Here is a 21,621-nt window from a genome sequence, read left to right as displayed (position 1 = left end):
CCGGGCGCTTCCGCCTCATGACTGCCTACTGCACTACTTGTACAGCCCGGCACCGCCGACGTTGAGGTTCGTGGGCAGGTACCCGAACGGGCCCAGGCCGTTCTGGCCGAAGCTGCGGTCAACGGCCGAAACTCCGTTGCGGAAGTTGATCTTCACGGTGGGCGAGAGGGACCCGCCGCGGACGCCGTCCACGTTGTCGATAAAGGACTGCACCAGCCCGCCCGGCTGCACGTAGTGCGAGTAGGCCTGGAACTGGCGGCCGTTCTGCCGGGGATCCGGCCCTTCGGGCGCATTGGCTGGCATATTCAGGTCCGTGGGGGATGCCAGCGTCAGGCCGCTGTTGTTCATGGGCTGGTAGTCGGAACGGACGCCGTCGCCTACAAAGCCGTAAACTCCGTCGGGGCCGCGCATTCCATCCGCATAGGTGAACTGGTGGCTGATGGTGAACAGGTAGTACTTGTTCTTGCCGCCCTCGCTCTGGATGAAGATCTGCGGACGCTCGGTCTGGTCGTTGACGCAGTTGGCGGACAGGATCGGCGGCAGGAAGTGCCATTTGGTCAGGTCTTTGTTGTCCGCCACGGCCAGGCCCACGTTGGCCGTCTGGAACCATGCACCGGTGGTGGCGTTGACGGTGTTCGCGGATTCGGCGCGGGGGTCCCCGGGCTGGTAGCCCAGGTCCTGCTCCGTGCACTTGTAGTCGCCCCGCTGGCCGCCGGTGTTGCCTTCGAAGACCATGAAGGTCTTGCCCGGGTGCGCCGGGTCTACGAACGTGTAGGGGTCCCGGAAGGCGAACCCTGGGTTCTGGGCCTTGTTCTGGTACATGACGCCGTCCGGCTCAAGGAGTTTGGTGTGCTCGAAGCCGTCGAAGCTCACGCCGTTCTTGTCAGCGTGGATGTTGCCCAGTGCCTTGGCGATCACGGCATCCGGGGCGATTCCGCCGCCGCCGGCGTTGCGCTCGGCAACGTCGTAGAACGTCGTTGCGGTGTAGAAGACGTTGACGTGGTTCCCCTGCATGAGGCGGGTGGAACCGGACCATTCGGTGTTGCCGACGGAGGTGTTGTCCAGGAACAGGTGTCCGCCGTAGTTCCACTTGTCCTTGGCCGGATCGGCGTTGGTCTTGCGGAAGAAATAGCCGATCCGGGCGTTCCAGTGCCGCTGGTCGAAGCCGTAGCCGGCGTGGCGGTCGGCAACGAGTGAGAAGATCACGTCCCAGCCCTTGTAGCTGATCTGGTTTGCGTTCTCGTCGGTCAGGGACCACGTGTCCCAAACCCAGACGTCGTCGTTCATGGCCGGGAAGTCCTGGGGGATTTCCGGCATGGTGACGTTCGGGCTCATGGAGTTCTGGCCCGGGGTTACGCTTGTGCTGCTTTGGGCCATAATCTGCTTGGCATCGGCACGCGTCCACTTGGAGGTGAAGGCCGCGGCCGGATCGAACGCCTGCTGGGTGTGCTTCGTGGGCAGGGGGAAGCCGGGTGTCGGAGCCGGCATCTGCCCGCCGCTCGGCGGATCCGAGGGCGTGTTTGCCTGGGCTGACGGAACGGCAAGGAAGACGGAGGCCGCCACGGCCGCCGCCAGTGCCGCGGCGACAGAACGCCACCGCAGCTTCCGGTGTGTATTGGGGTGCTCGTGCATTTTTGCTCTTCTCGCGGAGTTGAGACCATTCGTGGAAGACGGGCATATGCCCTCATTCCCCGAAACTCCGGCAGCCCCGATGACACCGCAGGCGTCATCGAGGACGCCATCGTGTCGAGGGGACGGGGCCTCGGTAGGGCCCCGTCGGTGGCCCGGGAGGGTGCTGACCTCCTGGACGTTCATCACCGTAGACAGTGCCGGCGAGGATTCAAAACCACATTTCAAACACCAAAACGGCTCATACCCCGGTCGATGTAAGCGCTTGCACAAACTCTGCGCGCGCGTGCCACGACTCTAAGATTGAGTCAAATATTTCCTAAAAAATATGCTTTCTTTTTCAAGTCGCCCGCTGTTTGCCCGTTCGTTGCCCCGCAGCCGTCCTTCACCCAGCCCACACTGCGGAGCACGACGCCGGCGCCTTGAGTGAGGCGCCGGGTGTCCAAAGCGTTCGTACTCCGGTCACCGGAGGCCACGAATCCGGCGATAAGTGCCACAGATCCCCAACCATTCCCGGGGTGCCTCACGTCGCTTCTCTCGTCCCCGGGGTGGCAGGGAATTCGGTTCGGAACCCGATCAATTTGTGGGTGCCGTCGCAGTAGGGTTTGATCGCGGACGCGCCGCAGCGGCACAGGGCGACTGTTTTGCGCGACCGCGGCACTGCTCCCCCGGACGGGGTGACGATCTCAAACTCGCCGCGGACCAGGATCGGTCCATCGGGACAAATAACAATGGCGGCGTCGTTGGACGATTCCTGCGGGTTCTGGTTCATAGATGCTCCCTGACTGGGTTCGTGCCCGGGTCAGACCCCGGCGGGGACAGGCGGCTTCAGCGACGACGTGCCGCTCTCCCACGCCCCCATGATGTGCGCGGTGAGTCGGGCGTCGATGGCGAGCACCGCCGTCGCGCCGAACAGGACGTCCGGAAGGAGATCCGGTTCTGCCTCCACGAGCCCTCCGGCGAGATCCCGGCCCGCGATCTGTTCGTGGACGGCGTCCGCTTCGACGTGCTCGTCGAAGTACGCGGTCACATCGGCCCCGAATCCGAGACGCCGGAAACCGTTGCCGTACAGCTGATTCGGCCGGGAGGACGTCATCTCATATATCGCCAAATGCCCTGCGATGGCTCCCCGCAGTCTGCGGTTCAGGCCGAAAAGGGACATCATGTTGACCGCGGCGAGAGAGATGGCCGGGACGGCATCCACATAGCCGCCGTAGACATCGTTCAGCCCCAGCCCTCGCATGGTCCGGGCGAAAAGTGCGCTGTGCATGCGGTCCGGGCGGCCTCCGCCGTACTCGTCAGCCTGTATCTCCACCAGCGCAGCCTTGGCCCGCCCGGTCAGCCTCGGGATCGCCCAGGTGTGCGGATCGGCTTCCTTGAGCTGATAGATCGATTTGTGGACCAGGAATTCACGGAGCTGCCCGAGGGTGGCCAGCTTCGCCACATGGCGGGACATGCCCGGTCCACCGTCCTGGCCCGCGAGCCCGAACAGAATGTCCGCCACCGCGTCGCTGTCCAGGCCGGCGGCAGGAGCAGGCTGGACTGATCCGGCGGACGAGCGGGCCACGGAACGCAGCGCCAGCTCGAACGGTCCCTCCAGCAGCTGCCGGAGTGCGATCAACCCGGGGTTCCATTCCCAGCGGTCGTCCACCCCATCCAAGCCGCCGTAATGCAGCTCGTAGAGGCAGAACAGGGTCAATTGCACATCGCCGTCGTCGATGATGTCATCGGCGAGTGCCAGCTGCCCGTTGATGAGTTCGGTGAGATCGCGCAGCGTGCCCTGGGCTGCGGAATCATCTCCGGTCCCGTCGGCCAGAAGCCGGAAAAGGCCACGGCTTATGGGTCCGCGCGCGTCAGGGATCTTCATGTTTTCTCCTACGTGGGCCTCAGCGGTTTTGGCTGCGGCCGGTGAAAGTGCGTCGAAGTGAGCCCGCCCCGGGGTAACGGCCGGAGGGGCCCCCAAGGTGCGGCGCCCTTAGCTGTTGCCGGTGTAGACGAGGCTGTCCGGGTCGACTTCGTTCGCCGGGGCATCCGCGAGTCCCTGCGGGGACAGATCCATGTCCATCAGCGCGGGTCGTTGATAGTGGGCCGCGGAGGCTCCGGTGGTGGCAGTGCTGTGGTTGGAAACGGTGTGCCCCTAATTCTTTGTTGGTTACAGACCCGGGAGGGTGCTGCCTGTCACGGGCGGGGTATTTCCATCTGGAACCCGCACCGGCACCGGAGAACACGCGTCCGGAGATAGTCGCCCAGAACATCCGGGCTCCCGGCGTGTGTGGAAACCGCCCGGTGGGCACTTCGCCGCTCGGGGTCCACTGCGGACATCGGCTCCTGGCAGTGGCGGTAGGCGTCCTCCCGGTGCATGGCACCGCCGCTGTTCCCGTTCCGCGCCGGGATGATTGCGAGAAACGCCGCAGTCGTAGCTACCACGTGCGAGCTGCCGCAGTTGGTGCAGCTGATGGCGGCCGCGAGGGTTTCCTGCTGCGGATTCAAGGTGGCGACAGAGTCCAGGAGCAGGTGCCGGTCGGTCTCACATGTCGCACACCAAGGTCGGCGCCCTCGGGGCTGGTGGGCATCCCGTGGCAAGTACGTGCTTGACGTGATTGTCATCCGGGTCAGACCAGGCCCGGGTAGCTGGCCAGGATGTAGTCCGCCGCGGCTGGTCCTTTCATGCGGAGGCCGTTGCGCTTGGGATGGATCTGCTTTTCTTTCATGGCCGCCCAGAAGGCATCTTCAGGGCGGGGCGCGGTCTGGCTCAGGAAGCACCAGCTGGTGTAGAGCCCGTAGAGGCAGTCCCGGCCCAGGGCGTGGTCGGATGCAGGGTCCCGGGTGGTGGCTTCCTGCAGGAATTGGTCGTATTGGGAAGTTGCCATGAGTGGCTCGTTTCTTCGCGGTGCATTGTGTGCCGCCGTGTGGCTACAGCAGCTGAGCGTCAAGGCCATGCACGGGGCGATGAAGCAAGATCCCGCACTGCTGCGTCACCGCAGATCCGGGAATAAAGCGTTACTGGGCTGGCGGTCCACATCCTGCGGAAACCAGCCAATGCAACTTCTCTACGATGTAGACTTTAGGCGTAGACTACACATTAAGCAACCGGCTTTTCATCCCGGAACTGTAACCACTCTGTATCGACCCGAACGGAAAACCATGTCGCCCGAAGAGCACCCGGCGCCCCCTGCGGCTCCCGGCAAGAAGGCTCGCCTCAGCCGGGAGATTGTCCTGTCGACGGCACTGGCACTGGTGGACGCCGAGGGACTCGAGGCCCTCACCATGCGCAGGCTCGGGCAGGAACTCGGGCGGGATCCCATGAGCCTATACCGCTACGCCGCCAACCGCGCAGCCCTGCTGGACGGCGTCTCAGAACTCGTGCTGAATGAACTGGCCATCATTCCCGATGATCCCGACTGGCAGTCGCAGCTCCGGCGCATTGCCCACGACCTGCGGCTCCTGGCGCTCCGGCACCCCAACGTCGTGCCCCTCCTCGTGACCCGCCCCCTGTCAACGCCCCTGGGCCTGCGGCCGCTGGGAACATTGCGTCCGCTGGAGCAGATCCTGTCCCTGCTGATCGACGCCGGATTCGCCCCCGTTGACGCCTTGCACGTCTACCGCGCCTACTACGGATACCTCTACGGGCACATCCTCAACGAACTGCAGGAATTCGTCGTCGACCCCGAGGAAAATGAGGCCCTTCTCCGGCTGGGGCTGCACCGCCTGCCACCGAAGGAATTCCCCCGCCTCCGCGCCCTCGCCCCGGTCCTCGCCGACTACGACGGGATGGCCGAACTGGATGAGGGAATCACCATCCTGCTCTCGGGGCTCGCGGCCCGCTGCCGGATGCCGGATTCCCCGACCAAACCATGATCCGGAAAGGCACCGGTCATCTCAGCCCGGGTTGGACAGCCGGTCCTTCGCCTGCTGGCTTCCGGGCCCCACGGGCAGAAGCTCTGTGGCCTGCGCGAGCCCCTCGGTAGGCATAGAGACATACATGCTCTCGGCCCTGCTTACCTGGAAGGTCTCATGCCAGATGCCGACAGCTTTTGGGGCCTTCCTTGCCTGGCGGTTGAAGGCAGCCCACGCGGGCCTGTGCTCGGATTGGGGCGCACTTGCGTAGGCATACAGCTTGTCCACCGAGTCCCAGTACTGCACAATGACCGGCCCGCCGGCTCCGAGGGCAAACCGGCAACCAAGGAGGCCGGACCCCGGCTCCCGGAAGAGTTCGGTCAGCATCCGGGGCATCGCAAGGAACACCGGCATCCAGAGATCCGGACGCCAGGGACTGTTGATGCGCATGCCGATGAGGAAGACCACCAAATCACCGGGATGGCGGTGAGTGAAACGTCCAGCATTGATGCGTGCCATACTTTTCTCCTAACTGGATACCCCTACTCCCCAATATTGGCGAGTGCGACTATCCAAGTCAAGGAGAATCTTTGCGCATCTCACAGCTGGCCGCCGCTACTGAGATTCCGGTGGCCACCATCAAGTACTACCTTCGGGAGAAATTGCTTCACGAGGGCGTGCTGACGTCCGCGACGCAGGCCCGCTACGACGACTCGCATGTTCGGCGGCTGAAGCTCATCCGGGCACTCATTGGGACCGCCGGGCTCAGCATCAGCGCCACCCGCCAGGTGCTGCTTGGCCTGGAGAGCCCGCCGGAGTCAGGCCACGATCTGCTCGGAATTGCGCACCACGCGGTCACCCGGTCCGCACCGGACGACGTCGACCTTTCCTCGGCACAGCGGCTCCTGGACCGCTGGGGATGGGGCGCAGAGACATGCGACCGCGATTCGCAGGCCGCCCTGGTGGAGGCCCTGCGCGGGCTCTCAGATGCCGGGTTCGATGCGCCGGCCGCGCTCCTGGACCGCTACGCCGCGGCAATGCGGGACATCGCGGCGGCCGACGTCGAAAGTGTCCCCACCGATTCGGCCGAGGCCGCAATAAGGCACGTGGTTCTTGGGACACTGCTGATGGAACCGGTACTCCTGGCCATGCGCCGGCTTGCCCAGCAAAGCGCATCCTTCCAGCGGTTTGGCGGGGCGGGGTCCTAGACGACCGGGGAGCGCCGCTCGATCAGCACCGTGTCCCGCCATTGCCCTTCGCTGGGGCCGTAGCTCATGCGGGCAATGCGGTTCCGCCGGCCGACGACGGCAAATCCGTTCGCGAGGTGGAGCTTCAGGCTTGCTTCGTTTTCGGGGAAGACACTGGCCTGGATCGTCCAGATCCCGCATCGTTCGGTCGATGCGGCCAAGGCCTGAAGCAGCGCGGCCCCGACTCCCTTGCCGCGGGCTTCCGCGGCGACGTAGACGGAGTGTTCGACCACGCCGGCATAAACGGGCCGCGCTGACACCGCGGCGACAGCCGCCCAGCCAAGGATCCCGCCCTCGGGAGCCTCGGCGACGAGGCGGTGCGCGGGAAGCCGGGAACTGGTGAAGCGTTCCCAGTCCGGCACTTCCGCCTCAAAGGTGGCGTGGCCCGTGGCGATTCCTTCGCGGTAGATTCCCCGGACGGCCGCCCAATCGTCCTCGTGCATGGAGCGGATCGTCACCGCGGACTGTTGCGCGGTCACAGCGTCGCCAGGAGCCCGGCCGTCTGCTCGAGCGCGCCGGGCACCAGGGAGTAGTAGGCCCAGGTGCCGCGCTTTTCACGGTGCAGCAGCCCGGCCTCGACCAGGACCTTCAGGTGGTGGGAGACCGTGGGCTGGCCCAGGTCCAGCGGCTCGGTGAGGTCGCAGACGCATGCCTCCCCTGACTCGCCAGCTTTGACGATGGAGAGCAGCCGGAGCCGGTTCGGGTCGGCCAGCGCCTTGAAAACCAGGGCCCTCTGCTGGGCTTCCTCGGCACCCAGGGCAGGGGGCCCTGCCGGGGTGCAGCAGGATTCATCCGTGGCCGGCTCGAGTACAGGCAACAACTTCATGTACCCATTATGCCCTGATATTGACAATCATCAATGTATGGGCGCGGGAGCTCGGGTCGGTCGACCCGGCGCAGATCCGCTTTGGGTGGGGGCGGCATTGTTCGGCTGCCGGCCAAGGCTAGGAGCGGGCGGTTTCGGCACTGTGCGCCAGGACGACGCCGTCCGCGATGCGGGCCGCGGCCGGGAACAGGATGAGGAGAAGGCCAATTCCTATTGCTGCGCCGATCAGCTGCGCCAGAACGTAGCCTGGAACTGAGGCCGGTGCGATGCCGGCGAAGGTGTCGCTGAAGATGCGGCCCACCGTCACTGCCGGATTCGCGAACGAGGTCGAGGACGTGAACCAGTACGCGGCTCCGATGTAGGCGCCCACCGCCGGCGCGGCAAGGGCGCCGCGGGAGGTGGCAGCCAAGGCGAAGATCAGCAGGACCAGTCCCGCAGTGGCGACAACTTCACCCAGGAGATGCCCCGGTGTTGCCCGCTCCTTGGACGAGATGGAGGTGCCCACCTCAAACATGGCGTTCGCGACCATACTGCCGCTGACCGCACCCACGGTCTGGGCAACCACATAGGTGCCCAGCTCCGGCAGGGTCAGGCCAGTACCGGCGCGTCGGCCCAGGATCCAGTCGGCGAGGGAGACCACGGGGTTGAAATGCGCGCCGCTCACAGGCCCGAGCACCAGGATCAGCACCGTCAGGCCCAGCACTGTGGCGGTGCTGTTCTGCAGCAGCTGCAGGCCAACGTCACTGGGTGAGAGCTGCTGCGCGGCGATCCCGGAGCCGACGACGATGGCCACGAGCAGGCTGGTACCGAGCAGTTCGGCGATGGCGCGGCGCCACAGCGGCGGCTGGTTTGAAGTCATGGCAACAGCTTGATCCAAGGAACTAATTCAGTCAAAATTGAATCAATGAATATTGAGGCAGCAGAGGACTTTCGGGCGCGGGCAGCCAGGCACGCAGCCCTCGGCGATCCTGCGCGGCTGCGCATCGTTGATCTGCTGACCCTCGGGGACTTCTCCCCGACGGAGCTGCAGGCCGAGCTGGGGATGCCGTCGAATCTGCTGTCCCACCATCTGCGCACGCTGGAAGATGCCGGACTGGCAACCCGCCACCGCTCCGAAGCCGACCGGCGCCGCAGCTATATCCGGCTTGCTGCCGGCGCTCTGGAGGGCCTGGTGCCGGGGGCCGAACACGGGGCGCGCCGCGTCCTGTTTGTCTGCACACGAAACAGCGCCAGGTCCCAACTGGCCGCCGCTCTCTGGCAGCAGGTCAGTGAAATTCCCTCGACGTCGGCGGGAACGCATCCCGCAGACCGCATCGCCCAAGGCGCTATCGACGTCGCCCGCCGTCATGGCCTGGACCTTGCGGACCTTCCCCCGCGCACCCTGATCCAGGTGGCAGACGAGGGCGACTTCATCGTGACCGTCTGCGACAAGGCCCACGAGGAACTGCCCGGATTGGCTGGAATCCACTGGTCGGTGCCGGACCCGCTGCGCCCGGGCACCAAAGAAGCTTTCGACATGGCGTTCAACGACATCACCCGCCGCATCAATGACCTTGCACCCCGCGTAACCGCCGCCTAGGTCCGTCGCAGAAATCCGCCGGGAACAAATATTGACATTCATCAATCTATAGCCCGATACTCTCTATATCGATCATCATCAATGTTCGGTTGAGAGTTTCAAACCGGGCGCAAGACTCCAGACTGTATCGCCCACTCACCTCATTGATTCCAGGAGAAACCCCGTGAGCACAGAAACCGCCAAGAAGCCCTCCGTCCTCTTCGTCTGCGTCCACAACGCCGGCCGCTCCCAGATGGCCGCCGCCTTCCTCACCACCCTCGGCGAGGGCCGGATCGAGGTCCGCTCCGCCGGATCCCAGCCCGCGGACAAGGTCAACCCGGCAGCCGTGGCGGCCATGGCGGAGCTCGGCATCGACATGTCCGCCGAAATCCCGAAGATCCTCACCACGGAGGCCGTGAAGGAATCCGACGTCGTGATCACCATGGGCTGCGGCGACGAATGCCCCTACTTCCCCGGCAAGCGCTACGAGGACTGGGTCCTGGAGGATCCGGCAGGCCAGGGCGTGGAAGCCGTACGCCCGATCCGCGACGAGATCAAGGGCCGCATCGAGGACCTGATCGAGTCCCTGACCCCTGCCGCCAAGTAAGGGCCAGCACCACACGTCTGACAGAGGACGGAGAGGGGGTGAGCTGAATGAACACCGGATGCTGCAGCGACGGATGCTGCGACGACGAGGATCAGGACTGCTGCTAACCCAACACCGGCGCCTGCCGGCCCAACCCCGGCCGGCAGGGCCAACCGCAACACCACAACGGATGAAAGAGGACACCCATGGATTTGACGAAGAACCTTCCCGTTGCCGTGATCGGCGCCGGCCCCGTGGGCCTGGCCGCCGCGGCCCACCTGATCGAACGCGGACTCGAACCGCTGATCTTCGAAGCCGGCCCCTCCGCCGGCGCCGCGATCGAGCAGTGGCGCCACATCCGGCTGTTCTCACCGTGGCGGTTCAACATCGATGCCGCCGCCGTTCGCCTGCTCGAAGCCGCCGGCTGGGAGGCGCCCCGGCCCACCGCGCTGCCCTACGGCGGGGAACTCATCGATCGGTACCTGGCTCCGCTGGCCGCGCTCCCGGCCATCAGCTCCCGGCTGCAGACCGGCGCCAGAGTCATCGCCGTCACCCGCACAGGCATGGACAAGACCCACACCCGTAACCGCGAGATCACACCATTCGTCGTCCGCGTCCAGCACCAGGACGGGGAAACCCGCGACCACACCGTGGCCGGGGTCATTGACGCCTCCGGTACCTGGTCCACCCGCAACCCGCTGGGGACCTCCGGGCTTCCCGCCATCGGCGAGGACTCCGCCGCGGACCGGATCTCCTCGCCGCTCCCTGACGTGACGGGCCGTGACCGTGGCGCTTTCGCCGGACGCCGTGTCCTGGTCGTCGGCGCCGGCCACTCCGCCGCCAACACCCTGATCAGCCTCGCGGACCTGGCCAAGGACGAACCGGGCACCCGGATCGTCTGGGCGGTCCGCGGCGCGTCCGCCGAGAAAGTCTACGGCGGCGGCGACGCCGACGGGCTGCCCGCCCGCGGCCAGCTCGGTGCCCGCCTGCGCCGCCTCGTCGAGGCCGGGACCATCGAACTGCACAGCGGCTTCGGCATTCCTTCCCTCAAAACCCTGGATTCCGGCGTGACCGTGGAATCCGTTGACGGACGCACCCTCGAGGCCGACGTCATCGTCCCCTGCACCGGCTTCCGCCCGGACCTGGACATCCTGCGCGAACTCCGCCTGAACCTCGACCCGGCCGTCGAAGCACCCGTGGAGCTCGGCCCGCTCATCGATCCGGAGTTCCACACCTGCGGCACTGTTGCACCGCACGGCGCCAGGCTCCTGGCCCACCCGGACAAGGACTTCTACATCGTCGGCATGAAGTCCTACGGCCGTGCGCCAACATTCCTGCTCGCCACCGGCTACGAACAGGTCCGCTCCGTCGCCGCAGCCCTGGCCGGCGACCGCGAGGCCGCGGACACCGTCCAGCTCGAACTCCCCGAAACCGGCGTCTGCTCCTCCGACGCCGGCACCAGCTGCGACGTTCCGGCGGCCGCCGCCACCGCATCAGAGTCCTCGTGCTGCGCCGCTCCCGAGCCGGTGCTCGTCGGCTTCCCCACCGGACTGTCCCACGGACGCTCCGGCGAAGACCGACCGGCCGCATCACTGCTCCACGAACCCAGCTCAGAGAAGGAAGAATCAAACGCATGACCGAGACCACGAAAACGCCCACCGTCCTGTTCGTTTGCAGCAAGAACGGCGGAAAGTCCCAGCTCGCCGCAGGTTTGATGAACCATCTGGCCGATGGGAGCGTCGCGGTGCACTCCGCCGGGACCAAGCCCGGTCAGTCGCTGAACCCCCAGGCCGTGGAGTCTCTGAATGAACTCGGCATCGGCATCACCGGCGAATACCCCAAGCCCGTCACCGACGAGGTCCTGGACGCGGCCGACGTCGTCATCGTCTTGGGCAACCAGGCTAAGGTCGAGCCCCGCGAGGGCCAGCGGCTCGAGTTCTGGGATACGGACGAGCCCTCCGAACGCGGCATCGAAGGCATGGAGCGCATGCGCCTGGTCCGGGACGACATCATGGCCCGGGTCCGGAAACTGCATGCGGAGCTGGCTGGAAACTGACCGGGCCCGCGACACCGGAGTGCACATCGTGGACCCGACGAAGGAAGAGATCCTGGCCGGGTACAGCCGCGCCCGCCGCCACCTCGACGCCCTGCTGCAGGACCCGGCGCCCAAGGACCTCGGCCGCAAAAGTACGGGCACCCGCTGGACCAACGAGGAACTGCTCTTCCACATGGTCTTCGGCTACATGGTGGTCCGTGCCCTGCTTCCGCTGGTCCACGTCGTCAGCCGGCTCCCCCGCCCGGCGGGCCGGGCATTCGCTGCTGTCCTCAACGCGGGCACCGGTCCTTTTGATGTGGTGAACTACTGGGGCTCCCGGGCCGCCGCCCTCGTCTACAACAGGCGCAGGATGAGCCGGAAACTGGATAAAACCATCGCCGCGCTCTCCCGCCGGCTCGAACATGAGAACCCGCAGTCCCTCGCCAGGTCGATGCCGTTCCCCGACAGGTGGGACCCCTTCTTCACGCCGCTGATGACGCTCAACGATGTTTACGCCTACCCCACGCTTCATTTCGACTTCCACGCCAAGCAGTTGAGCCTTCGGCATCCGGACGCGCCGGAATCGTCCTGATGGCCACTAACGGTATCCCGTTGATTCGATCGTCTTGAGTGGAGCGGGGTTATATGTAAGTATCTGCGTATGAATGCAGATAATAAGGCTTGCGCGCTCACCGCGGACAGCCAGTACGTCGAGCTGGCCGTGGAGGTGTTTGCCATGCTGGCCGACGCCACCCGGGTCAGGCTCATCCTGGCTCTGCGCCACGGTGAACTGCCTGTCAACGTGCTGGCCGAAAAGGCCGGGAAATCGGCGGCTGCGGTCTCCCAGCATCTGGCCAAGATGCGGCTGGCGCGCATGGTCGCCACCCGCCAGGAAGGCACCAAGGTCTACTACCGCCTGCAGGACGGGCACTCCTGGCAGCTCGTGGCCGACGCCATCCACCAGGCCGAACACACCCTCGGCACGGCCCCGCATCACAGCACAGCCCCGCACAGCCCCACAAGGGAGGCCGGCGCATGAACCGGCCCCCGCACCCCGGCCACGATGTCCACCCGCACGCGCACGGACATGCCCACGACGACGGCCATCACCACGACCACGGCCCGCACGGACATGTCCACGCGACCGGTTTCAAGGGGTGGCTGCAGGAGCTCTTCGTGCCCCACTCCCATGACTCGGCCGACTCGATCGACTCCGTCCTGGAGACAAGTTCCCAGGGCATTCGCGCCGTCAAGGTCTCCCTGCTCGGACTGGGGGCCACGTCGCTGTTCCAGCTGGTCATCGTCCTCATCAGTGGCTCCGTGGCGTTGCTGGCGGACACGGTCCACAATTTTTCCGATGCCCTGACCGCCGTTCCGCTGTGGATCGCCTTTCTGCTCGGACGCCGCCGCGCGACCCGGACGTACACCTACGGTTTCGGCCGCGCCGAGGACCTCGCAGGGCTGTTCATTGTGGCGATGATCGCGCTCTCCGCCGTGGTGGCCGCCGTCGAATCCATCCGGCGCTTCTTCGAACCCCAACCCGTCCAGAACCTGGGCTGGGTGCTCGCCGCCGGCCTCGTGGGCTTTGCCGGCAACGAACTGGTCGCGATCTACAGGATCCGCGTGGGACGGCGGATCGGGTCCGCCGCGCTCGTCGCCGATGGCATTCATGCCCGCACCGACGGCTTCACCTCGCTGGCCGTCGTCGCCGGAGTCATCGGCATATGGCTCGGATTTCCGCTTGCAGATCCGATCGTGGGCCTGCTCATCTCCGCAGCCATCGCCGTGCTCCTCTGGGGAACCATTCGCGACATCGGGCGCAGGCTCATGGACGGCGTGGACCCGAACCTTACGGAACGCCTGGCGGCGGTTGTCACTGCCCACGCCCCCGCGGGCGCAACATCCCGGCTGCGCTGGTCCGGCCACCGGCTTCACGTCGAGGTCTCCATCCCCCTGACCACGATCACCGACCTGGGCGAACTTGCCACAATCCACGACGAAATCGAGCACGCCACCCGCCACGCACTCCCGAACGTGGGATCCGTGACAACGGTCCCCACGTTCGGCCAGGCCGCGACGGCCGGACCACCGCCTCCCCCGAGCCACGGATAACGGCGGCCTCGGAGGCCCTGATCCGCACCGGCCTCCACCGCCTCGAGCCTCGCGTCCGGTCCTGCACCCCCGCCGCTCCGAATCACCTTCAAAGACCACGAACAGAAGGTGACCATGGGTGTTCAGCAGGAAACCGCAAGTACGGGGGTTGCCACGCTGCGGCGGCGCACCCTTGCCACGGAGCTGGGCCCCTGCACGGTGCATGTCCAGGAAGGCGCCGGGGGCCCGCACGCCGTATCCGGGACGGCGGATGTCTACCTCCACGGCGCCGCGGGCTCCTGGACGTCCTTCCGGGAGCTTCTTCACCCGGCAGTGGCACATGACCGGGTGCTGATAGACCTGCCGGGCTGGGGCGAGTCCACGCAGGACGCCCGGATGGCGAATTTGAGCATCGAAGCGATGGCACGCGCCGTCACCGGTACTTTGACCTCGCTCGGCTACCGGCGGTGGAACCTGGTGGGCCACTCCATGGGAGGCTTCCTGGCATTGCACATCGCCGCGGCGTGGCCCGGGCGGACCGCCAGCGTGACCGCGATTTCGGCGACCACGTTCGGCGTGTCCGAAGCGGCCGGCAAGCCACTGCGCAGCCTGTTCCGGTTCCCGATGTTTCTGGGCATGCTGCTGGCCATGCGCGCCGCGGCAGCCCTCGGCCCGGCAGGGCCCGCGCTGGTCCGTGCAATCGGGTCTACCGCCGTGATGCGGCCGCTGTTGTCCCCGTTTTTCGCAGAACCCGCATCCATCTCCGCGGGGGTGCTTAGAGGGCTTGGCGAGGACGCCCGGCCGGCATGTTTCTCCGCGGCAGCCCGGGCCGCGGCGCACTACGATTTTGGCCAGTGGCGGGGCATTCTGTGTCCGGTGCTGGCGATCCGCGGGGACAGCGATGTGTTCACACCACCCTCTGACCTGCTCCGACTGGCCGAGATAATCCCACGCGTCCAGACGGTGACACTCCCGCATTGCGGCCACTTCGCGAACATCGAACGGCCCGAGCATGTGCAACGGCTGCTCGATGACCTGCTGTATCCGTGACCTGTACGGCAGCGGCTGGCAGCGTCCGTGAGTCAGCGGACGCCGGGTGAATCGACTCTTGACCGCCGATACTCACCGATATATCGTTAATTATCGCCGAACAATCGGCGACCATCATTGATTTCAACTGATTGGGAAGGTCGATGCCGCTATGAAAGGCATGCATGACGACAAATTCACGGAGGGCGGACCCGCCCAGGCACGCTTCGGGCGCGGCAGGAGCCGCCGCGGACCCCACGGACACGGTGGTTTCGGCCCGGGCCGCGGGTTTGGACCGGGCTTCGGACCGGGCTTCGGACCAGGTTTTGGCCCCGGCGGGTCGCGGCGGGCCAGCAGGGGCGATGTTCGTTCGGCGATTCTGTCCCTCTTGGCCGAATCACCGTCCAACGGCTACGGGCTGATCAAGACCATTGCGGAAAAAACCTCGGGCGCCTGGCGTCCGAGCCCGGGCTCCGTCTACCCGACGCTCCAGCAGCTCGTTGATGAAGAGCTCATTGCGCCCGTAGGTGATGGCCGGCGCACCGAGTTCACCCTCACCGATGCGGGCAAGGCCTACGTGGCCGATCACGCCGAGGAGCTGGGGAACGCCTGGAACACCGACCCGGAGGGATCCGGGCCGGCGTTTCACCAAAGCGTCGGAAAACTCATGGGAGTCATCCACCAATTCCGCTTTTCGGCAACCGAGGAACAACGCAATGCCGCAATGACGGTAATCGATGACACCCGCCGCGCGCTCTACCGCATTCTTGCCGACTAACACCGCCGCTTCTGCCGGCGCACTGCCACCGCTGCCAATGGTCCCTGCCCGAATACTCCGGCTGCCGGCATTTGTATTCTGGAACCGTGATCGCCTGACCTGGATTGTTGTCCCGGAGCCGGGAATGGCCCGGACCGCACCAAATGGCCCCCGCTTTCCACGGTTCCGTCCCTACAATTAAGTGTGGCCTCCATGGCATTCACGTCGCGGGGGCGACATAAATAAGGAGGTTCATCATGGGCCTGAGTGACAAGATCCACAATGCCGCCGAGAAACTCCACGGCAAAGGCAAAGAGGCGGCCGGCAAAGCCACCGGCGACGACAAGATGAAGGCCGAGGGCAAGAGCCATCAGGTCAAAGCAGACCTGAAGCAGGCCGGCGAAAAGGTCAAGGACGCTTTCAAGAAACACTGAAAACAGGCCGCCGGAGGGCGGAGGTGCGGCCCGGATCGCGCCTTCGCCCCGGCATTTGCCCACACGCCCCAGGGACTTCCCTAGCGACGCAGGTCGAATGCCTCAAGGAGCCGGCTGACCGAACCGCCGAGGTTCCATTCTGTGGCGAGACGCTCAAGCTCGGCCCGCGAACCGCCGGAGACAGGGTGCAACTGCGCGCCTGCCTCCTCAAGCGTCGGCAGTTCCAGGTCTCGCACGATCTTCACGACGGTGGGCGCGACCGTGAGGTAGTCCGCCGCCGCGGCGAGTTTGGACCGCACTGCGGTGGACAGCCCACTCGCTGCGTCCGCGGCAGCCGCGAGCAGCCCGTCGAGCGTGCCGTACTCACCGAGCAGCGACGCGGCGGTCTTCTCCCCGATGCCGGCGACGCCTGGCAGCCCGTCGGAGGTGTCGCCGCGCAGGGTCGCGTAGTCGGCATACTGCACGGGCAGCACACGGTACTTGCCGACGACGTCGGCGTCGGTCAGGACTTCGAGGTTCTTCATGCCGCGCGCGGTGTAGACCACCCGCACCTGACGGGCGTCGTCGACGATCTGGAAGAGGTCGCGGTCGCCCGTCACCACGTCGACCGGAAGCTCGGCGTGGCTGGCGTAGGTGCCGATGACGTCGTCGGCCTCGTGGTCGGCAGCCCCGACGACGGCGATGCCGGCGAGCTCGAGCACGCGGCGGATCATCGGAATCTGCGCCTCGAGCGCGTCCGGCACCACCTCCACATCGGGGGCGCCTGCCACCTCCTCGGCGACCCGATGCGCCTTGTAGCTCGGGATGAGGTCTACCCGCCACTGCGGGCGCCAATCGTCGTCCCAGCACGCGACGAGATGCGTCGCACCGTAGTCGGTGGTGAGCCGTGCGATCATGTCGAGCAGCCCGCGAACAGCGTTCACCGGGGTGCCGTCGGCGCGGCGGATCGTGTCGGGCACGCCGTAGAACGCGCGAAAGTACAGCGACGCGGTGTCGAGGAGCATCAGGCGGTCGGTCATGACTGATCCTGACACGGATGCGCCCGCTGGCGGTGGAACGTCACGGTCCATCTTCGGAGGGCACAAAGTAATGCTGGCGTCGCTGAGGTCCCCCAGGCACTGGGCATGGACGAACACGGCCGCGAGGTCCTCAGCTTCATCGACGGCGATGCAGCACTCGACGCTCGACGCGTCCAGGATCAGGGTCGCAGCCGCAAGCGGCGAAGCTTCTTCCCCGCCTTGCGGGCTTTGTTCTCCGTCTTCCGGGCAATGCGTTCTTCCATCTCCAGCAAACCCTCGAAGCCGAGGTCGGTATCGGCGGGCCGGTCCGGGGTGGCCGCGAGTCTGCGCAGGAGGGCGGTCGCCATGACGCTGTCCTGATGGTCGCCGAGCACTGTCTGGAGCCGTCCGGCCGCTTTGGTGAGTTTGGCGGCGCGCTTGCCGTGGATCTCCAAGACCGACTCACCCGCGTGGCGGAGGCGCTTGGCGTCTTTTCGGACCTCGTGCAGCGCTGTGTCGCGCGCGGCCGTGTCGGCCGAGCCTTTGACGGCCTTCCGGGCACGCTCCACCCGCTTTGCGGCCTTGTTGACCAGCTTGGCCGTCACCTTGTGCGCGGGCTGGCAGGCGCGTGGCTTGGCAGGCGGGTGGTCCCGGAAGTCCTCCAGGGAGCCCAGGAGGCGGAAGTAGCGGCCGGTCCGGAGGGTCTCCAGGACGTTTCTGTAGCCTGCGTCGTGGGCTGCGACCAGCTCCTGATCGATCATCTGGGCCAAGAGGCCGGACCTCTGTTCTTCCGGGAGCTCCAGGATGTGCTGGCGAAGCCGCTCCAGCATGACTTCGGCATCGCGGGCCGGACCCAGGATCTGGCCCAGCCACTTCAGTTCAGCCTGGAGTTCCCGCACCGCTGAGCGTTTGAAGAGTTTGCGGTAGGTGGCCAGGGCGGAGCGCGCCCGGCGGGTCGCGGACCGCATCTTGTGGACGGAATCCGGCGTGCCCATCCGCACACCCGGATCATTGGCGATGAAGTCGCCAATCCGCGCGTCTAAATAGGCGGTCACGACGTCGACCGCCGGTCCCTTCTTCCGGGGCTTTGGAGTCCGGGGACTGAACTCGGCCGGCCAGGCATCGCCCAGGGCACGGGCGATCTTGGAAGGATAAGCGGAGTGGCTGGCTCCGGTAGCCGTCAGAGTCGCGGCGGCAGCCTCAAAGAGCCCCGCTGTGCCGTGGACGAGTTCGAGCTCCCATTCACGCCAGTCGACGGCCGGCCCCGGCGGCCGCAGGGCCTCGGCATGAACGTGGTCGTCGGCGAAGTCGGCTAAATGCTCACCGCCCGGCCCGTAAAGCCGGTAGGTGGTGCGCCGCGTACTCAGCCGGGCGACGGGCACGAGTTCGTCGCCCCGCATGAGGACCTGCAGATGGTCGGACAGTTCTTCCGGAACGGTCTCCGGCTGCCCCAGCGCCGCATGGATCTCCTCCCGCTGGTCCGCCCCGGCGGGAAGCTTGAGGTGCCAGCCCTCGTCCGCCCCGCCCGTGCGGCGCCGCAGGGTGATGCGCCGTGCCGCGAGGACCAGGGCCGGAGTATCGAAGTACACAGCCTCAAGCTGATCCGTCACAGGCTCCGCGACGTGGTCCACACCCTCGATTTCCTGCAGATCCGGCAGCGCCGCAGAGGTCCCGGCGTCGTACTTTTGTTCCGTTTCAAGTTTTCCCGTGGTGTCCATGGCGGTCAGGACTCCCCGCGGGACGCGCGTTCCCGCGGCAGCGAACTGATGGGCCTGTTGATGACCGCCATGGCGGGCCTCCCCTATCGGCACCGCTGGAACATGGACATGATCTCCGGCGGGCGTGTCCGGCCGGTGCCTTGGCCCGGTGCGCCTAGCCCGATTCTAGGCTCTGCGCGAATCGGTCACCAGACCGCCTATGGCGGGCCGGCCGTTGACAACGTCCGTCGCGGCTTCACCTAGGGCCAGAGGCTCGTGACACCAGCGAGACCGGGGACCTCGACGGGGGTGCTCGTGCCGGCAGTGGTGCCGTTGCCGAGCTGCCCATGGGGGCCGGCACCCCAGGCCCGGACCGATTTGTCGCTCATCAAAGCGAATATTGCGCGTCCGTTGACCGTGATGGATGTGACGCCCGTAAGTCCTTTGACCTGGACGGGGGCACCGGTGTAGCCGGTGGTGCCGTCACCGAGCTCGCCGAGCCTATTGTTGCCCCAGGCGCGGACGGTGCCGTCGCGCAGCAGCGCGTAGGCGGCGGACTCTCCTGCCGCGATGGAGGTGGCCCCAATAATGCCCTTGACCGGAATAGGCGTGCCGGCGTCGTCGTTGGTGCCGTTGCCGAGCTGGCCGTACCCGCCGCTGCCCCAGACGCGGACCGTTCCGTCCTTCAGCAGTGCGTAGGCGGTGCCTTTGCCCGTCGCGATGGAGGCCACGCCGGCGAGGCCGGTGACCTGGACCGGCACTGTGCTGTCGGTCGTTGTGCCGTTGCCGAGCTCGCCGGTCGTGCCGTTACCCCAGGCGCGGACGGTGCCGTCGCCCAGCACCGCATAGACCACCACATACTCTGACAGGCTGACCTTCAACGACGTCACCCCGCTGAGACCCTTGGCCTGGACGGGGATGCTGCGGCGCTCCGTCGTGCCGTCGCCGAGCTGGCCGAATTGATTGCCGCCCCACGCGCGGACGGTTCCGTCCAACAGCCGCGCGTAGGCGCTGCCGTTGCTCGCCGTGATGGAGCTGACGCCGGCCAGGCCCTGGACCGGGACGGGCGTGCTGCTGTCGGTCGTTGTGCCGTTGCCGAGCTGGCCCCTGGAGTTCTCTCCCCACGCCAGGACGGTCCCGTCCGCCAGCAGCGCATAGGCAGTGCCGCCGTCCGCCATGACCGACACGGCTCCCGTGATGCCCCGGACCCGGACCGGAACGCTCGAGTCGTAGATGGCCATGCCGCTGCCGAGCTGGCCGTACGAGTTGCTGCCCCACGCCCAGACTGTGCCGTCAGCCAGCAGTGCATATTTGGTAGCGGCGCCCTGTGCGGCCATGGCCACACCCGACAACCCCGAAATGCCCACAGGCAAGCTGCTAAACGGCGCTGTGCCACTGACGCCGAGCTGCCGGTCGTAGTTGTCGCCCCAGGCACGGACAGTCCCGTCCGCGAGCAGAGTGAAGACCGAGAACGCAGTGGCGGTGATGGAGGTGGCGCCGGAGATCGTCTTGACCGGGCCAGGGATGTTGCGGTCGGCGTGGGTGCCGTTGCCGAGCTGGCCGACTCGGTTACCGCCCCAGGCGCGGATTGTCCCGTCGTTTAGCAGCGCGTATGCGGTGCCGATGGCGGCAGTGACGGCGCTAACGCCGGTGAGCCCGTGGACCTCGACTGGCACGTTGCTGTCGCCGGTGGTGCCGTTGCCGAGCTGGCCGTACCAGTTGCCGCCCCAGGCACGGACCGTCCCGTCCAACAGCCGCGCGTAGGCAGTGCCTCCTCCGGCCGTGATGGAAGCGACCGCGTTGAGTCCTTTGACTTGGACGGGAACGTTGCTGTTGCCAGTGGTGCCGTTGCCGAGCTGGCCGCTCGAGCCATAGCCCCAGGCACGGACGGTCCCGTCTTTCAGCAGCGCGTAGGTGACTCCACCGTCAGCCGTGAGCGTCGTGACCCCGGTGAGGCCCTGGACCTGGACCGGAGTGCGGCCGTCGTCTGCGCCGCCGCCGTTGCCGAGCTGGCCCCCGTTGTCGAACCCCCAGGCGCGAACGGTTCCGTCGTTCAGCAGCGCGTAGGCCGTGGACGACCCGACAGCGATGGACCTTACACCGGTGAGCCCTTTGACCTGGACGGGCACGTAGCTGTTGGCGGTGGTGCCGTTGCCGAGCTGGCCGCCCCAGTTGTAGCCCCAGGACCGGACGGTCCCGTCCTTTAGCAGCGCGTAGGCGGCGCCGGAGCCTGCGGTGAGGGCGGTAACGCCGGTGAGGCCCTTGACCTGGACGGGACTGCTGCTCGCGTAGACCGAGCCGTTGCCGAGCTCGCCACTCGTGTTGGAACCCCACGATCGAACGGTCCCGTCCTTCAGAAGCGCATAGGCCGTGGACCAGTCGGCGGCGATGAACGTTACGCCGGTGAGGCCGCTGACCTGGACGGGCGTTGTGCTGCTGCTGGTGGTGCCGTTGCCGAGCTGGCCGTACTCGTTCGAGCCCCACGCACGCAGGGTCCCGTCGGACAGCAGCGCGTAACTCGTACCCCCGGCCCCTGCAAGGGCTTTGACTCCCCTCAGCCCGCTCACGGCAGCCGGGGTGGAACGGTAGGGCGTCGTGCCGTTGCCGAGCTGGCTGAAGCGGTTGTCGCCCCAGGTGAGAGCCGAGTTTCTGGATGCCCCGGGCAGGTAGTAGCCGGAGACGTCGGCAATGAGATGGGTGGTGCCGTAGGAGCGGTTGAACAAGGTGACCTTGCCGTCGGCGCCGACCGGTACGGTGACGGAGTTCGCGACTGTCTGGCCGGCGAGGAAGTTCACGTTGGACGAACCGGGCCGCTGTGTCCCGGAGGCGTAGGCGGTGATAAACCCGATCAACCGTGGCTCGGTGACGGTGAGGTTGAAGGTCACGGCGGAAACCTT

Annotated in this window: 23 protein-coding genes; 12 read left to right on the top strand and 11 right to left on the bottom strand. The window is 66.5% G+C overall.

Going from position 1 to position 21,621, the window contains the following annotated elements; translation table 11 throughout:
- Nucleotides 1–33: 33 nt before the first annotated feature.
- The 4 genes from AC1DDH_RS04365 to AC1DDH_RS04350 all read right to left on the bottom strand — a co-directional run bounded on the left by AC1DDH_RS04365 (nucleotide 34) and on the right by AC1DDH_RS04350 (nucleotide 4,499).
- Entirely contained in the window at nucleotides 34–1,632 is a 1,599-nt protein-coding gene (locus AC1DDH_RS04365) for a glycoside hydrolase family 68 protein (RefSeq protein ID WP_476870255.1), read from the bottom strand.
- 520 nt (nucleotides 1,633–2,152) lie between these two features.
- Nucleotides 2,153–2,401, bottom strand: coding sequence for a CDGSH iron-sulfur domain-containing protein (locus AC1DDH_RS04360; protein ID WP_476849986.1), 249 nt, complete (start codon nucleotides 2,399–2,401; stop codon nucleotides 2,153–2,155).
- Nucleotides 2,402–2,431: 30 nt separating this feature from the next.
- A complete protein-coding gene (locus tag AC1DDH_RS04355) occupies nucleotides 2,432–3,496 on the bottom strand; it encodes an iron-containing redox enzyme family protein (protein WP_476954918.1) in 1,065 nt (354 codons plus the stop codon).
- Between the two features lie 745 nt (nucleotides 3,497–4,241).
- Nucleotides 4,242–4,499, bottom strand: a complete 258-nt coding sequence (locus AC1DDH_RS04350; RefSeq protein ID WP_230010808.1) for a hypothetical protein — start codon at nucleotides 4,497–4,499, stop codon at nucleotides 4,242–4,244.
- Between the two features lie 274 nt (nucleotides 4,500–4,773).
- Here AC1DDH_RS04350 and AC1DDH_RS04345 point away from each other — a divergent pair, with 274 nt between their 5' ends.
- A complete protein-coding gene (locus tag AC1DDH_RS04345) occupies nucleotides 4,774–5,487 on the top strand; it encodes a TetR/AcrR family transcriptional regulator C-terminal domain-containing protein (protein ID WP_476954917.1) in 714 nt (237 codons plus the stop codon).
- A 21-nt stretch (nucleotides 5,488–5,508) separates the two neighbouring features.
- Here AC1DDH_RS04345 and AC1DDH_RS04340 read toward each other — a convergent pair whose 3' ends face one another.
- Nucleotides 5,509–5,985: a DUF4188 domain-containing protein gene (locus AC1DDH_RS04340; RefSeq protein ID WP_476954916.1), complete on the bottom strand. Its 477-nt coding sequence runs from the start codon at nucleotides 5,983–5,985 to the stop codon at nucleotides 5,509–5,511.
- Nucleotides 5,986–6,056: 71 nt separating this feature from the next.
- On the opposite strand from AC1DDH_RS04340, the gene AC1DDH_RS04335 reads away from it, so the two are divergent.
- The gene (locus tag AC1DDH_RS04335; protein ID WP_476954915.1) at nucleotides 6,057–6,674 is read left to right on the top strand and encodes a MerR family transcriptional regulator; all 618 of its coding nucleotides are present in this window, start codon (nucleotides 6,057–6,059) and stop codon (nucleotides 6,672–6,674) included.
- Here the strand turns inward: AC1DDH_RS04335 and AC1DDH_RS04330 are convergent.
- The 3 genes from AC1DDH_RS04330 to AC1DDH_RS04320 all read right to left on the bottom strand — a co-directional run bounded on the left by AC1DDH_RS04330 (nucleotide 6,671) and on the right by AC1DDH_RS04320 (nucleotide 8,398).
- Complete coding sequence (locus AC1DDH_RS04330; RefSeq protein WP_476932389.1) at nucleotides 6,671–7,156, bottom strand: N-acetyltransferase family protein; 486 nt, start codon at nucleotides 7,154–7,156, stop codon at nucleotides 6,671–6,673. The genes AC1DDH_RS04335 and AC1DDH_RS04330 overlap by 4 nt on opposite strands.
- Nucleotides 7,157–7,188: 32 nt before the next feature.
- Complete coding sequence (locus AC1DDH_RS04325) at nucleotides 7,189–7,539, bottom strand: ArsR/SmtB family transcription factor (RefSeq protein ID WP_459383543.1); 351 nt, start codon at nucleotides 7,537–7,539, stop codon at nucleotides 7,189–7,191.
- A gap of 118 nt (nucleotides 7,540–7,657) precedes the next feature.
- Entirely contained in the window at nucleotides 7,658–8,398 is a 741-nt protein-coding gene (locus tag AC1DDH_RS04320) for an aquaporin (protein WP_476947538.1), read from the bottom strand.
- 45 nt (nucleotides 8,399–8,443) lie between these two features.
- Here AC1DDH_RS04320 and AC1DDH_RS04315 point away from each other — a divergent pair, with 45 nt between their 5' ends.
- The 10 genes from AC1DDH_RS04315 (at nucleotide 8,444) to AC1DDH_RS04270 (ending at nucleotide 16,029) form a co-directional block, all read left to right on the top strand.
- Complete coding sequence (locus tag AC1DDH_RS04315; protein ID WP_476947539.1) at nucleotides 8,444–9,118, top strand: arsenate reductase/protein-tyrosine-phosphatase family protein; 675 nt, start codon at nucleotides 8,444–8,446, stop codon at nucleotides 9,116–9,118.
- Between the two features lie 163 nt (nucleotides 9,119–9,281).
- Entirely contained in the window at nucleotides 9,282–9,704 is a 423-nt protein-coding gene (locus tag AC1DDH_RS04310; protein WP_476870262.1) for an arsenate reductase ArsC, read from the top strand.
- A 185-nt stretch (nucleotides 9,705–9,889) separates the two neighbouring features.
- On the top strand, nucleotides 9,890–11,320 hold the full coding sequence (locus AC1DDH_RS04305; protein WP_476954914.1) for an FAD-dependent oxidoreductase: 1,431 nt from the start codon (nucleotides 9,890–9,892) through the stop codon (nucleotides 11,318–11,320).
- A complete protein-coding gene (locus AC1DDH_RS04300; RefSeq protein WP_476954913.1) occupies nucleotides 11,317–11,739 on the top strand; it encodes an arsenate-mycothiol transferase ArsC in 423 nt (140 codons plus the stop codon). Before AC1DDH_RS04305 ends, AC1DDH_RS04300 begins: the two co-directional genes overlap by 4 nt.
- 28 nt (nucleotides 11,740–11,767) lie before the next feature.
- Nucleotides 11,768–12,310, top strand: a complete 543-nt coding sequence (locus AC1DDH_RS04295; protein ID WP_476955018.1) for a DinB family protein — start codon at nucleotides 11,768–11,770, stop codon at nucleotides 12,308–12,310.
- A gap of 69 nt (nucleotides 12,311–12,379) precedes the next feature.
- Nucleotides 12,380–12,757: an ArsR/SmtB family transcription factor gene (locus tag AC1DDH_RS04290; RefSeq protein WP_476954912.1), complete on the top strand. Its 378-nt coding sequence runs from the start codon at nucleotides 12,380–12,382 to the stop codon at nucleotides 12,755–12,757.
- The gene (locus AC1DDH_RS04285) at nucleotides 12,754–13,830 is read left to right on the top strand and encodes a cation diffusion facilitator family transporter (RefSeq protein WP_476856050.1); all 1,077 of its coding nucleotides are present in this window, start codon (nucleotides 12,754–12,756) and stop codon (nucleotides 13,828–13,830) included. Before AC1DDH_RS04290 ends, AC1DDH_RS04285 begins: the two co-directional genes overlap by 4 nt.
- Before the next feature lie 114 nt (nucleotides 13,831–13,944).
- Entirely contained in the window at nucleotides 13,945–14,859 is a 915-nt protein-coding gene (locus AC1DDH_RS04280; RefSeq protein ID WP_476954911.1) for an alpha/beta fold hydrolase, read from the top strand.
- Between the two features lie 151 nt (nucleotides 14,860–15,010).
- On the top strand, nucleotides 15,011–15,616 hold the full coding sequence (locus AC1DDH_RS04275; RefSeq protein ID WP_476859577.1) for a PadR family transcriptional regulator: 606 nt from the start codon (nucleotides 15,011–15,013) through the stop codon (nucleotides 15,614–15,616).
- Nucleotides 15,617–15,852: 236 nt separating this feature from the next.
- Nucleotides 15,853–16,029 carry a CsbD family protein gene (locus AC1DDH_RS04270; RefSeq protein ID WP_223914801.1) on the top strand — a complete coding sequence of 59 codons (177 nt, stop codon included), beginning with the start codon at nucleotides 15,853–15,855 and terminating at the stop codon, nucleotides 16,027–16,029.
- Nucleotides 16,030–16,109: 80 nt separating this feature from the next.
- Here the strand turns inward: AC1DDH_RS04270 and AC1DDH_RS04265 are convergent, their stop codons facing one another.
- From AC1DDH_RS04265 to AC1DDH_RS04255, 3 genes are all read right to left on the bottom strand, one after another.
- Nucleotides 16,110–17,048 (bottom strand): 5'-3' exonuclease, encoded by a 939-nt coding sequence (locus AC1DDH_RS04265; RefSeq protein ID WP_476947543.1) that lies wholly within the window; start codon nucleotides 17,046–17,048, stop codon nucleotides 16,110–16,112.
- Between the two features lie 179 nt (nucleotides 17,049–17,227).
- A complete protein-coding gene (locus AC1DDH_RS04260; protein WP_476954910.1) occupies nucleotides 17,228–18,745 on the bottom strand; it encodes a CYTH and CHAD domain-containing protein in 1,518 nt (505 codons plus the stop codon).
- Nucleotides 18,746–18,984: 239 nt separating this feature from the next.
- The coding region (locus tag AC1DDH_RS04255) for an RCC1 domain-containing protein (protein WP_476954909.1) at nucleotides 18,985–21,621 on the bottom strand (2,637 nt) is incomplete at its 5' end.

The sequence above is a fragment of the Arthrobacter sp. 10T425 genome (assembly GCF_056393985.1).
The sequence above is the reverse complement of the archived record's forward strand: the minus strand, read 5'-3'. Positions and strand labels throughout refer to the sequence as shown.